The organism is Curvivirga aplysinae, assembly GCF_009711445.1.
GTDB classification, from domain to species: Bacteria; Pseudomonadota; Alphaproteobacteria; order UBA8366; family Aestuariispiraceae; genus Curvivirga; species Curvivirga aplysinae.
Genome location: NZ_SMMC01000122.1, coordinates 1 through 13,495, shown reverse-complemented (window position 1 = coordinate 13,495; position 13,495 = coordinate 1). Strand labels below are relative to the sequence as shown.

13 protein-coding genes are annotated in these 13,495 nt (G+C 41.2%); 11 read left to right on the top strand and 2 right to left on the bottom strand.

Features of this window, described 5'->3' with window-relative positions:
* Positions 1 to 105 precede the first annotated feature (105 nt).
* The 11 genes from E1160_RS03605 to E1160_RS03555 all read left to right on the top strand — a co-directional run bounded on the left by E1160_RS03605 (position 106) and on the right by E1160_RS03555 (position 11,635).
* The gene (locus tag E1160_RS03605) at positions 106 to 417 is read left to right on the top strand and encodes an STAS domain-containing protein (RefSeq protein ID WP_155153630.1); all 312 of its coding nucleotides are present in this window, start codon (positions 106 to 108) and stop codon (positions 415 to 417) included.
* The gene (locus E1160_RS03600; protein WP_155153629.1) at positions 417 to 782 is read left to right on the top strand and encodes a response regulator; all 366 of its coding nucleotides are present in this window, start codon (positions 417 to 419) and stop codon (positions 780 to 782) included. Before E1160_RS03605 ends, E1160_RS03600 begins: the two co-directional genes overlap by 1 nt.
* A gap of 100 nt (positions 783 to 882) precedes the next feature.
* Positions 883 to 3,300 carry a chemotaxis protein CheA gene (locus E1160_RS03595; protein WP_328597114.1) on the top strand — a complete coding sequence of 806 codons (2,418 nt, stop codon included), beginning with the start codon at positions 883 to 885 and terminating at the stop codon, positions 3,298 to 3,300.
* Positions 3,293 to 3,835, top strand: coding sequence for a chemotaxis protein CheW (locus E1160_RS03590; protein ID WP_155153628.1), 543 nt, complete (start codon positions 3,293 to 3,295; stop codon positions 3,833 to 3,835). Before E1160_RS03595 ends, E1160_RS03590 begins: the two co-directional genes overlap by 8 nt.
* Positions 3,836 to 3,852: 17 nt before the next feature.
* Positions 3,853 to 6,564: a methyl-accepting chemotaxis protein gene (locus E1160_RS03585; RefSeq protein WP_155153627.1), complete on the top strand. Its 2,712-nt coding sequence runs from the start codon at positions 3,853 to 3,855 to the stop codon at positions 6,562 to 6,564.
* An 80-nt stretch (positions 6,565 to 6,644) separates the two neighbouring features.
* Positions 6,645 to 7,493: a CheR family methyltransferase gene (locus tag E1160_RS03580; RefSeq protein ID WP_218048696.1), complete on the top strand. Its 849-nt coding sequence runs from the start codon at positions 6,645 to 6,647 to the stop codon at positions 7,491 to 7,493.
* Between the two features lie 2 nt (positions 7,494 to 7,495).
* Positions 7,496 to 8,128 (top strand): hypothetical protein, encoded by a 633-nt coding sequence (locus tag E1160_RS03575; protein ID WP_218048695.1) that lies wholly within the window; start codon positions 7,496 to 7,498, stop codon positions 8,126 to 8,128.
* 24 nt (positions 8,129 to 8,152) lie between these two features.
* Positions 8,153 to 9,220 carry a protein-glutamate methylesterase/protein-glutamine glutaminase gene (locus E1160_RS03570; RefSeq protein WP_155153626.1) on the top strand — a complete coding sequence of 356 codons (1,068 nt, stop codon included), beginning with the start codon at positions 8,153 to 8,155 and terminating at the stop codon, positions 9,218 to 9,220.
* A 15-nt stretch (positions 9,221 to 9,235) separates the two neighbouring features.
* The gene (locus E1160_RS03565) at positions 9,236 to 10,045 is read left to right on the top strand and encodes a hypothetical protein (protein ID WP_155153625.1); all 810 of its coding nucleotides are present in this window, start codon (positions 9,236 to 9,238) and stop codon (positions 10,043 to 10,045) included.
* A 15-nt stretch (positions 10,046 to 10,060) separates the two neighbouring features.
* Positions 10,061 to 10,366 (top strand): STAS domain-containing protein, encoded by a 306-nt coding sequence (locus E1160_RS03560; RefSeq protein ID WP_155153624.1) that lies wholly within the window; start codon positions 10,061 to 10,063, stop codon positions 10,364 to 10,366.
* Positions 10,367 to 10,426: 60 nt separating this feature from the next.
* Entirely contained in the window at positions 10,427 to 11,635 is a 1,209-nt protein-coding gene (locus E1160_RS03555; protein ID WP_155153623.1) for a fused response regulator/phosphatase, read from the top strand.
* Positions 11,636 to 11,638: 3 nt separating this feature from the next.
* Here the strand turns inward: E1160_RS03555 and E1160_RS03550 are convergent, their stop codons facing one another.
* Together E1160_RS03550 and E1160_RS03545 are read right to left on the bottom strand one after the other, a co-directional pair.
* Entirely contained in the window at positions 11,639 to 12,550 is a 912-nt protein-coding gene (locus E1160_RS03550; RefSeq protein ID WP_155153622.1) for an ATP-binding protein, read from the bottom strand.
* A 106-nt stretch (positions 12,551 to 12,656) separates the two neighbouring features.
* Positions 12,657 to 13,463, bottom strand: coding sequence for a response regulator (locus E1160_RS03545; RefSeq protein ID WP_155153621.1), 807 nt, complete (start codon positions 13,461 to 13,463; stop codon positions 12,657 to 12,659).
* Positions 13,464 to 13,495 lie beyond the last annotated feature (32 nt).

The following is a 13,495-nucleotide window of genomic DNA, read 5'->3' as shown; positions in this document are numbered from 1 at the left end:
TAGAGTGTATTAATATTTAAAATTCCCTCAAAGGTTTGTTGGCTGTTATATCAAACCTTAAAAAAATAAAAAATAATATTGGATCGAACCACAGAAAGCAGGGCTATGGAAGGTACTCAAATATCAATTTCTGAAACTGAGTGTGATATTTCTCTGCCTGTTGTTCTTGACTTGGGGCAAACTGAAAGTTTGATTGAAGCCCTTGCTCAAGCAATTGATAAAAATTTTGATGTACGAATTCATGCAGGACAAGTAGAGCGTTTGACGACGGCGCCATGTCAAGCGCTGTTAGCTGCTGCGCGTTCTGTTGAAAGTGGTAATGCGTCTTTTAAAATCTCAAACTATAGTGAAGCTTTTAAATCCGGACTTGAAGATCTGGGTTTATGGTCAGTATTTTCGAAGTGGAGTAAAGCATAATGGGGTTAAAAGTTCTTGCTGTCGATGATTCTAAAACCATGCGTGATATGGTTTCTTTCACCTTGCGTAACGCTGGTCACGAAGTGATTGAAGGAAATGATGGTCAACATGCTTTATCAGTTTTAGGCGGTCAAAATGTTGATTTAATCATTACAGATGTAAATATGCCAAACATGGATGGTTTGACCTTGATCCGCGAATTACGTGGGATGCCTGCCTATAAATCAACACCTATCTTGGTACTCACAACTGAAGCAGATGGTGCGAAGAAAAATGAAGGCCGTGCTGCCGGTGCAACTGGTTGGATCGTTAAGCCGTTTAATCCGGATAAATTGTTACAAGTTGTGGCAAAAGTTTGCCCATAAGTTTGGGTTTGAGGGAAGGGATTTTGACCTTTGCCTATGGTTTCAATCATTTGTCGTGATTGTTGAGGATGGCAATGTATAAACGATAAGGGAGTAAGCTGTGTCCGATTTAGGCGATTTTAACCTTGATCAATTCAAGGCGACCTACTTCGAAGAGTGTAATGAGCTTTTGGCGGATGCTGAAACTCGCTTGATGTCGTTGCAGCAAAGTCCCGAAAGTGCCGAACCGGAAGACTTACACGCGATCTTTCGTGCAGTCCATTCTGTGAAAGGTGGTGGCGGCGCTTTCAATTTTGATCAATTAGTTCATTTTGCTCATATCTATGAAGCTTTACTCGATAGTATGCGCGAAGGTAAGGCAGCTGTAACAGAAGAAGTTGTAGACCTTTTATTATCTGCGAATGATGTTTTGAATAATCTGATTCAAGCTGCTCAGGATGGTGAAGATCTACCTGAAGAAGCCTGGGCCGATGTTGCCGTTGAATTAGAAGCCCTGCAAAGCGGTGCTGCGGTCGAAGATGACGAAGAAAATGATGAAAATGATGATGAAATCGTTGACCTTACAGGAGACGACCCTGCCGATGTGTTAACTGATGGTGGGAATGGTACTGAAAAAATTTGGAAAATAGAGTTTTCGCCAGAACCACATCTGCTGCAATATGCTAACGAGCCTTTGCTACTCATTCGTGAACTTAAAACATTAGGGTCTTTAAATACCTTTATATTCACTGACAAATTGCCCATGTTTGGCGATTTAAAGCATGATGATATTTACTTTTCATGGATATTCTTTCTGCGAACAGATAAGGGGCAGCAAGCGATCGAAGAGGTTTTTGAATTCGTTGAGTTTGATTGCACATTGACCGTAACAGAAGCCCATGAAGGAGATTTTGAGCGTCTGGTTGAAGCTTTAGGTGGCACAGCCTCCAATGCTGGTTCTATTGAGGCAGATGAAGGTGTGTCCTGGGGGCTTTTTGTTGATGAGAAGTCAAAAGATGAGATAGAATCCGCACAAGGTTGGGGGCTCTTTGACGATGATGAAGACACATCAGATGACCCTGTGAAATCAAAAGATGACATTGAAACTGAACAGGGTTGGGGACTTTTTGACGACGAAGTAGAGAAAGAGGTAAGTCCAGCAGAGGATACCACTAGTAATAAATCCTCTACAAAAACTGTTGAAACGAAACCAACCGTACCTGCGAAAGCAAAATTAACTACACCTACTGAGGCTAAAAAGGCACCAGCTGCAAAACCTGCATCAGGCGGTGGAGCTGCCAAAATTTCATCAATTCGGGTTGATTTAGATCGTGTTGATCGGCTTGTGAACATGGTTGGGGAGTTAGTTATAACCCAAGCCATGCTCCAACAACAATCTAGTGGGATGCCCATCGAATATGCGCAAATGATGAAGCAGGGTTTTGATGACTTAGCTATGCATACGCGTGAATTACAAGACAGTGTAATGGCAATTCGCATGCAACCAGTGAAATCTGTTTTTGCCCGCATGCCACGCTTAGTACGTGAATTGTCAGGTAAACTTGGGAAGAAAGTAGATTTGGTCACTTCAGGTGAGAATACTGAGGTTGATAAAACAGTTGTTGAACTTTTGGCTGACCCGCTTACTCATATGATCCGAAATTCATTAGATCATGGGATTGAGACCGAAGATGAACGCCTTGAAGTCGGGAAAACACCACGCGCAACTGTACATTTATCTGCGGAACATAGAGGCGGGCGTATTCAGATTGATATTGCCGATGATGGACGTGGTATTAATCGAGAACGTGTACTTGGGAAGGCGATTGAAAAAGGGTTAGTTCCTGAAAATCATCAATTAAGTCCTGAAGAAGTTGATGAATTGATCTTTATGCCCGGTTTCTCAACGGCAGAAGAAGTGACGGACGTGTCTGGTCGCGGCGTTGGTATGGATGTTGTACGTAGAAATATTTCCAACTTAGGCGGACGGATTTCTGTTTCTTCCGTGCCTGGCAAAGGAACCAAGTTCAATATGTCCTTGCCGCTTACCCTCGCAGTACTTGATGGCATGGTGACGGCTGTTGCGGATGAGAAATATGTCATTCCATTAACCGCAATTGTGGAAAGCATTCGCCCTGAAAAAGAAGATATCCATCGCTTGGCGACGGGTGGGGAAGTTGTTTTCGTTCGTGGCGAGTATATTCGTCTAATTTATCTGCATGATGTATTTGGGATAAAAGGCGCAAGTGAGGACCCAAGCAAGGCGCTTGTTGTCTTAGTAGAACTTGATGGTGGTGGCCATGCGGGCATTGTCGTGGATGATTTACTTGGTCAGCAACAAGTCGTGATTAAAAGTTTAGAAGATAATTATGATCCTGTACCGGGGGTGTCGGCTGCAACCATCCTTGGCAATGGGTTAGTTGCTTTAATTTTAGATGTAGATGGATTGACTGAGATGACGCATGGCCGTGGTGCTAGTCGTCGGAATGTACAATCCGAAAAAGATTTGTTGGTTCAATCGGAGCAAAAATATGGCTGATACAAACCAAAATTCTCTCGCAGTAGCTAACGGTGCTTTGGATGTTCAAGGTGAAGATAGCGCGGGAAATGTAGAGTATTTACAATTTGTGACCTTCACCATTGGGTCGGAAGAATATGGTGTAGACATAATGTCGGTGCGTGAAATTAAGGGATGGTCTGAAACGACCATGCTACCTAACACGCCGGAATATATGCGAGGTGTTTTAAACCTTCGTGGATTGATCGTTCCAATTTTTGATTTGCGTTGTCGGTTTGGTGGCGGGTTTACGGAGGTCACAAATTTACATGTGGTGATCATCATCACCGTTGGAGAACGGTTTGTAGGCATTCTTGTGGATGCAGTGTCTGATATTCTGACTATAGAAGCGGACGAGGTGCGCGGAGTTCCGAAAATGGAACGTCGCGTAGATAATGAATTTTTATCGGGATTGGTTACTGTGGAAGAACGGATGGTCGCATTGCTAGACGCAGCGAAGCTCTTCAACAGTAAAGATATTGATCAAGGACAGGAAGCCGGGAAGGCGCTTCAATAGAGTGAGAGGATGTAGAAATGACTGAAAGTAAGGCTGAAAATCCTAAAAGTTCTACAATGCTGGGCCGAATGAAAATTGGTCCAAAAATTAGTATCTCCCTGGGGGTGCCAATTATTGGTTTGCTGATCTTAGCAACGCTTCTTATTTCGGAGCAAGCGACGATTTACAGCAATATGAAACGCATTGAAAACCTATCAAAGCTTACACCATATTTAAGTGCGGTTGTTCACGAATTACAAGTAGAACGCGATGCAACTGCGGGCTTTGTGGGATCAGGTGGTGACGCTGGTTTTAAAAATCGAGTGATACAACAGCGAAGCACTGCAGATATACAGATTGATGACTATATAGATCACGTGGAAGATTTCGATTTCTCCGATTATCCACAATCCTTGAGAGATCATGTAGATGACACTGTTGACAAATTAGAGGGATTAAGAGCGCACCGTCAGACTGTAGATGCTTTAACGCTTTCTGTTGATGATGCTACTGGATTTTACTCACGCTTTAACAAATTGGCTTTATATACGGTTGCTGATTTAATTCAAATTAGTGATAACGCCTCTCTTAATAAAGATATGACAGCTTACCTTGCGTTACTAAATGCGAAAGAGAAAGCTGGTATTGAACGTGCAATTGGTGCGGGGGCATTCTCCGCAGGTGAATTTACGCCTGAAAGTTATACCAAATTCGTGAGTTTGATTGCAGAACAACAAAGCTATATTCAGGTTTTTGTTGATAAGGCATCTGATAAGTTTGAAGACATATATAACGATTATGTTAGAGGACCAGATATCGACGCTGTAGAACGTATGCGTCAAGTTGCTTTATCAAGTTTGCAAACAGGAAGTCTTGAAGGTGTTACTGGGGGGGATTGGTTCGCTGCGCAATCAGCTAAAATCAACCTTATGAAGCAGGCTGAGGATCGTTTGGCTGAACTTGTCACCGACAAGGCAATTAAAATTGAAGAAGAAGCAGGTACTGCTTTAATTTTGGATTTGGCAGGCGCTGCTGCTTTAACAGCTTTTTCTTTGATCTTTGGTTTCTTTACTCTACGTGGGGTGACGAAACCTCTTGGCCAGTTGATGGTGGCTTTGGGCGATAAGAAAATTAAAGAAATTCCAGGAACTGAGCGTTCTGACGAGTTAGGTGAATTATCACAGACTTTACAGGTGTTTACTGATAATGCTTCTGCTGCAATTTTGACCAGTACTGCCTTGGATAACTGTCAGGCGAATGTCATGGTCGCGAATGTAGACCTAGATATCATTTATATGAATGATGCAATGGTTGCGATGCTCAAAAATGCGGAACAAGATATTCGTAAAGAATTATCAAATTTTGATAGCGATAAACTTATTGGAACAAATATTGATAGTTTTCATAAAGACCCATCCCATCAACGTGGATTACTATCCAGATTAACATCTGCGTATAAAACCAGTATTGAGGTTGGTGGACGTTCGTTTAATCTTATTGCGAGTCCAATTTTTGATGATGGTGAACGGGTTGGGACAGTTGTGGAATGGCTTGATGTCACTGCAGAACTGGCAATCCAACGCGAAGTTGATGAAGTTGTTTCTTCTGTAGCTGCTGGTAATTTTACAAAGTCATTAACGATTGATGGTAAGGAAGGTTTCATGTTGGACCTAAGCCAATCTATCAATTCATTAAGCGATACAGTGGAAGATGTTCTGAGTAATATTGCTACATCTGTTGCAGCATTGGCGCGTGGTGATTTAACAGAGCGTATTACAGCTGACTATCAAGGTATGTTTGAAACTGTTAAGCAGGATATGAACCAAACCAGCGATCGTTTAAGCGGTATTGTAACTGATATTTTGACGACATCTGATGAAATTGGAAGTGCGTCAAGTGAGGTGGCCGCAGGTAGTGTTGATCTTTCCAGTCGTACAGAGCAGCAAGCTTCTAACCTAGAAGAAACCGCTGCATCTATGGAAGAAATGGCGACAACGGTGAAGCAAAACGCTGATAATGCCCAACAGGCGAACCAACTTTCTATCAATGCACGTCAAACAGCAGAAACCGGTGGCAATGTTGTGAATCGCGCTGTTGACGCCATGTCGAAAATTGAAGAAGCTTCTCAGAAAGTGACAGATATCATTGGTGTGATTGATGAAATTGCTTTCCAAACCAACTTACTAGCATTGAACGCGGCTGTTGAGGCTGCTCGTGCTGGTGAAGCGGGCAAAGGCTTTGCTGTAGTTGCTTCAGAAGTACGTACACTTGCGCAACGTTCTTCCGAAGCTGCGAAGGATATTAAGGCATTGATTTCTGATAGTGGCACACAAGTGAAAGAAGGTGTCGAGCTCGTCAATGAAACAGGATCTTCACTTTCTGAAATTATGGATTCCATTAAACGTGTGGCAGATATCATCTCTGAAATTGCCGCGGCAAGTCGTGAACAGTCTTCTGGTGTGGAAGAGATCAATTCCGCAATTGCTAGTATGGATGAAATGACACAGCAAAATGCAGCCTTGGTTGAAGAAAGCTCTGCGTCTGCGCGTTCTCTTGAGGAACAGGCAGAATCTTTGGTTGAAATGATTAATTTCTTCAAACTTGATGAAAGTAGCCGTCCAAAAAAGGCAAAGAAAGCAAAGCCTGCACCTTCAAATAAAGCGCCAGAGGTGAGAGTGGTATCATCTACTCCTAAGCCAGCACCTTCTCAAGCTTCAGCAGGTGATGATGATGACTGGGAAGAATTCTAGAATGCTACATGTTAGAGGGGGGATTCTCCCTCTAACAGAAACTTTTTGCTCTGTATAATGTCTTTATGACTGGAATGTGAATGTCCGTGGCGATGGAAAGAGAACAAGAATTTCAATTTGGGCAAGAGGATTTTGCCAAATTGCAATCACTTGTTTATGAAAAAACCGGTATTGTTCTTAAAGATCAAAAGAAGAATATGGTTTATGGTCGTTTGGCCCGTCGCCTTCGTAAATTACAGTTATCTGCATTTAGTGATTACATTGATTTGATCGAAACACCCGCTGGTGAAGATGAAATGGGCAATCTTATTAATGCGATTACAACTAACCTGACCAAGTTCTTTCGCGAAGACCACCATTTTGAACATTTCCGCAAAGTAGCAATGAAAGAAAGTCTTCAGGCTCTAAATTCAGGTCAACAAGATCGTCTTCGCGTTTGGTCTGCGGGCTGTTCTTCTGGTGAAGAGCCATATTCTATTGCCATGTCTATGGCAGCTTCTTTACCAAATATTGAGACGCTGGATGCAAAGATTCTCGCGACCGATTTGGATACAAATATGTTGGATACAGGGCGGACAGGTCTCTATAAACCAAACTGTCTGGATACGATATCGAAAGAATATGCAAAAAGATATACCAAAATGGCGGACGATGGGCGTGTGCAAATTTCCCCTAAATTACGTCAGTTTATCGCGTTTAAGCAATTAAATTTGTTACATAGATGGCCCATGAAAGGACCATTTGATGTGATTTTTTGTCGTAATGTGATGATTTATTTTGATGGTCCTACGAAACAAAGGCTAGTTGATGGTTTTGCATCTATGTTGCGACCAGGTGGTTGGTTGTATATTGGCCATTCGGAATCACTGTTGAATCAGGGGGGACCTTTCAAATTGCATGGACGAACTACATATAGGAAGGAGTTTTAAAAATGTCTTCTGATATGATTGGTGAATCGTCTGTAGAATGGTCTGGTGGGACATTGCGGCCCCATAAGTTTTATGACCCCAAGTTCAAGCGTATGAGCATTAAGGTTCAACCAGGAACGCATTATGTTACTAAAAATCCAGGCGAAATGATTACAACTACATTAGGGTCATGTATTGCGGTTTGTATCCGTGATACGACGAATGGTGTGGGGGGGATGAACCATTTTATGCTGCCTGAAAGTGATAGCGGAAAATGGGGAGGGGCAAATGCCAGCATGCGTTTTGGCAACCACGCGATGGAAGTTTTAATGAATGATCTTCTTAAAATGGGAGCTGCGCGTAATCGTCTTGAGTTTAAAGTATTTGGCGGTGCACATGTCATCAGTTCCAGTAATGCTGTCGGGGATAAAAATATCTCATTCATAGAACGTTTTTTGAAGAATGAGCATATGGCAGTTGCTGCACAGCATGTCGGTGGGGATAGGGGACGGCGTATAGCTTATTTTCCTGATTCTGGAAAAGTGAAGATGAAGCTATTAGAAAAAGCAGAAGTTGCATCTGTTGCAAAAGAAGAACAAATGCTTAAGAAAAAATTGGATACAAGTGAAGTGGAAGGCAGTGTTGAACTGTTTTGATCCGAGAAAAGGTATTGGCTGGGAATGAGTAAAATTCGTGCTTTGATCGTTGATGATTCTGCGTTAATTCGGCAATTGTTGAGTTCTTTATTACAACAAGCTGGGGATATAGAAGTTGTTGGAACAGCAAGTGATCCTTTAAATGCACGTCAAATGATCAAAGAGCTCAATCCAGATGTCGTAACACTGGATATAGAAATGCCAAAGATGGATGGACTGACCTTTCTGGAAAAGATTATGACGTTGCGTCCTATGCCTGTTGTTATGGTGTCGTCCCTAACACAGAATGGTGCAGAAGCAACATTAAAGGCGTTGGAAATAGGGGCTGTAGATTATTTTGGTAAACCTACAATTGATTTGGAACATGGACTATTGGAACGTGCAGAAGAGTTGATTGTTAAAGTGAGAAATGCGGCTGGTGCAAATGTAAAACCTTTACCTAGACCGATTAAAGATGCTGCAGAAGCTCAACGTATTCAAAAGATTAAATTTAGTTCCACTGAGAAAATTATTACGATTGGGGCTTCAACAGGTGGCGTTGAAGCGTTAAAGGATGTGATTACGGCCTTACCAGCCAATGCACCAGCGGTTTTAGTTACCCAACATATGCCGGCTCAATTTACAAAGACATTTGCGGAGCGTTTAGATGGGATGTCAGTTGTTAAGGTGAAGGAAGCTGAAGCTGGTGAACGTGTTCTTCCTGGGCATGTTTATATCGCGCCAGGGGATCGACATCTCACAATCGGCAAATCTGGTGGAAATTATATTTGTAAACTGAATGACGGGTCTGAAGTCAGTGGCCATAAACCGTCCGTAGATGTTTTGTTTGATTCTGCTGCGGAAACATGTGGTGATAATTGTATTAGTGTCATTTTGACGGGGATGGGTCGTGACGGTGCCAAAGGTATGTTGGCCCAAAGGGAAGCTGGTGCGGCAACTATTGGACAGGATGAGGCGAGTTGTGTGGTATATGGTATGCCAAAGGCAGCTTTTGAATTAGGTGCTGTGGAACGCCAGATTACCTTGAAACGGGTTACCGAAGTTGTTTTGAAACTTTGTTCAGAACGTGGTGGCGGGGACATACGTGTATAAGTGGTTATGATCCAGATGAAGATGGAAAATGAAGAACAATATCTAAAAGAATTATTACAACTTTGGTCAAGTCTGTCTGATGCACAGCGTGCAGCTTTTCGTGCATTAATTGGTGAAGTAGATATTGCCACCAATCTTATGGAAGCTGGTGTCGGTGCATTGTCCAGTCAGTTTCAATCTTTGGCCAATAGTGCAACGAAGTTATCTAGTGATATGTATGACGTTCTTCAAGATGCGGATAAGGTGCCGATTAACGGTGAATTAGTGCCATTAGAAGATACAATTATCCAAATGGAACATGCGATCAATGAGTTGGTTTTAAAAATTACAGAACTAACGAAACAAGATGATAAAGACGTTCAAGATAATATAGCAGTCATGTCTTCGCTAGGATTGACAGAAACATTGAAGGCAGTTGATCATTTAGGGCAGCTGAAAACTGGATTAGAGGATCGGCATGCGCGTTTTTTAGAAGCTGTTACGATTAGTTTGAAAGATTCACGTGGCGTGGCCGAGGATATTACAAAACTAACAACAACAATTCAGTTCCAGGATAGGACCTCTCAGCGATTACAGCATATTAAAGATTCTCTTGAAGTCATCGGAGAAATGCTTCAAAAAATAGATAGTGAGACAGCGAATGTAACTTCTGGTATAAAAGAGCGTATTACAAAGGAAGAATTGTTGTCACAGTTAATTGCGGGTTTTAATCTTGCAGAAGTTAAAGAACGCTTTATTCGGGCGGCTTTAAGAGGGGAAACAATTGATGATGAGATATCTAAAGCAGAACATCTGGAATCATCTGATGATATTGATCTATTTTAACTTGAGGTGTGATTTATGAAGTATGAAATAAACAGCGATGGTTCTAATGCAGTTTGTGTTTTATCTGGTGAGTTGACCTTTAACGATCATGATTTATTTCGTCGTATGCTGGATGAAGCATTGGTCGGCGGTACGAAACAAGTGACGCTAGATCTAGGTAAATTGGATTTTATTGATTCTGCTGGTATGGGGATGTTGCTTGTTGGACAAGATAAATCAGGTTCTGAAGGATGGTCATTTGACTTGCAGAAACCTCAAGGTCAGGTAAAGAAAATGCTTGAACTGGCAAAATTGTCGCAAGTTATTAATATTCATTCATAATTTCCTAGCTCAATTCTTATTGCTGTATTAAGCTTGCTCCAATATTGAGCGAGCTTAATCATGGTAATGACTACAGTGAAAAATGAATTATCAACTTTTGATCCAGTTCCATTTGAGGAATTGGTAAAGTTACCGATTTTGATCGTCGATGATGTTCATTTACTACGCCAGTTGCTCTTAAATTTCCTTGAAAAAGAAGGTTTCGAAAATATTCATATTGCGGTTGATGGTCGTGACGCTTTGAAAAAGATAGAAGAAGTCCAACCTGCTTTAGTTATTTTGGATATTTTGATGCCTGAAATGGATGGTTTTGAGGTATGCCAAACCCTGAGACGAAATTCTAAATACGATAATATTCCGATAATTATTCAAACGGGAATGGAAGAAACGGGTGAGCGCCTACGTATATTTAAGGAAGGTGCAAACGACCTGCTTTTAAAACCGGTAAATGGGGCTGAGCTTGTTGCTCGTGTCAAAGTGCATTTACAAAATAGCCTTTTGCAAGGACGTATGCGTGAATATCAAGAGCGTACATCCAAAGAACTGGAAGCAGCTTTACAAATTCAAGCCGCACTTATGCCAGATATGTCGAAGATTAAAAGAATGAAAGAGGAGACGGGGTTAACCTTAGGCGCCCTTTTTTCACCTTCATCTGAACTAAGTGGTGATTTCTGGGGCGCAGAAATACTAGAAGATGGAAGTTTAGCGATTTATTCAGTCGATTTTACCGGACATGGTGTTGCGTCAGCATTGAACACTTTCAGATTACATAGTTTTCTTTCTGATGGGAATTGGGATTGGAAAAATCCTTCTGAATGGTTGCAAAAGTTAAATAAACGATTGTGCAAAGTCTTGAATGTTGGTCAGTTTGCCACGTTGTTTTATGCTGTGATTGATCCTGATAACAAGACATTGAAATATGCTTCTGCAGGTGCGCCACCTGTGGTTTATAAAGCCTCCAAGAATCATGATGCGGAGCTATTAGAAACAGCGGGCTTACCCATCGGTATCATGGCGTCTACGGATTATCCAACGTCTGAGTTTTCATTTGAAAAAGGGGCGGAACTTATTATTTATAGCGATGCATTTATTGAGACCAGTAGCGCGAATGAAGATGTTCTGGGTGAAGAAGACCTTTGCCGTTTGATCTCTGAAATTCAATCAATACAAAGTGGGTCTGAAAAAATTGACCATTTGATGAAAGTGTTTCCCGGTCGACATTTAGAACGTTTACCTGATGACCTTACCCTCATAACAGTTTCAAATTAAAAACTAGTCAATTTTCATAGTAACTGTCACTGAATTCCCTTTTTCATTATATCGCATATCGTTGAAAACGGTTTCTTTAGCTAATGCTATGCCGCGTCCATGTTTCATCGTTAAACGTTCACGCGAGAAACTAATATATGGATGCCAATCAAATCCGTTTCCTTCATCGGTAATTGTTATCATGACTTCTTTGTCATTACGTTCATAGGTCACGATAACTCTGCGATCTTTGAATTCTTTTTTAAGAGCGCGTTTTTCAACTTCTTGACGCCACATACCAGTTTCAAGAAGTTCTGTCTTTAGGTCAAATTTAATGCCAAGATTACCATGTTCAATTGCGTTGATAAGTAATTCTGAGAGTCCTAAGGCTATCAAACGTGGTTTAGGACAAGCAGCAGATAGAAAACTTGTTAAACTATTGGCTTCATCTAAGGTTTTTAATTCGAAAACAGCTTTGGACATGAGTTGAGTAACACGTTGATTGTTTTCTAAATCTTCCAGCAAGCTACTTATGCGTTGAAATTCCGATAATGTCGAAGCAAGCAATGCACGGATTTGTGCTTTAGCCTCTTGCAATGTCAAAGATTGGAAAAGAATACCATTTCTTAAGACAGATAATGTTTGTGGGTCAACATGGCCGATAAGCATGAGCGGTAAAAGTTGGTCTTTTTCGACCTTTGTGATTTCTTGCGAAAGAGCGTCTAAAACATCTATATCAATATTTTGAGGGATAATGATAGATGAAATTTGATGATGATTTTCACGAAAAAGATCAACAAGTGAGATGTCCAAATCACTTAATAGGACATTCACATTAGAACCATCGGAATTTTTCATATCTCTGATATGATCCAATAGATCAGGGACCGCTAACAACACGGTATTGGGCGCTGTGACTTTCTTTACATGTCCCATCTGCTCACTCCCAAATTTGATCTTCTGATCAAATGCCAAATCTATTTTAGGGTGTTTTAATGTTTTTGCCAAGCACTCATAGATAGCGATTCTTTTTCTATATAAATTAGAATTGCTGAATTAAACGAAAGAGTGCCATAGGAAAGTCCCCAGATTGATTTATAATATCAACTTTTTCAGGAATATCAGCTAAATCCGGATGATTTGCTTCCAGATTTGAAATTAGAATGATTTTAATATCTTTGATAGCATGCATGTTGCTGAGAGCTCTCGTCAAATCAGGCCCAGAAATACCAGTGAGTACGGCCGATACGATAATGATATCAGGTTTCATATTCATTGCTAATGCAAGTGCTTCCGTACCATTGCGCGAGGCGGTTACACGATGCTTTAGGGTTTCACAAACCTTACGTGTTATTGCAGAAATTGTTTTAGATGGAGAAACGATTAAAACCTCTTTGCCTTGAACCAAATCAGCATCAATATCCTCTGGATTCTGGTTTAATTTATACTCGGTGCTGTTGGGAAGAGCCCTAACAATAGTTAATGCCTCGGCTTCGTTTGGCTCAATTGCAAGCTCTGATATGCGGCGCATTTCATCGATGAATTTTAGAAGTGTGTCGCGATATTGAAGATCGGATAGATCAATGGAAGTTGCAGACATAAAATCTTCCATCCGATGGGAGATCGTTGCAACAGTACTGAAACCAAAGGCACTACCAGAACCTTTAATATTATGAGCCATACGCATTAGCCGGATAGTTGCGCTATCCTGTTCAGAGCTGGCGAATGCATCGGATGCCCCTTCATCGATACATTGTTCCATAGCGGTAAGTTCAGTGTCTATCCAGTCAATGAACTCAGCACGTAAAGTGTTATAAGTTTCATCAGAAAGTCCATTATTTACAGACATTTACTATTCTTAAATCCTATAAGTATTTATTT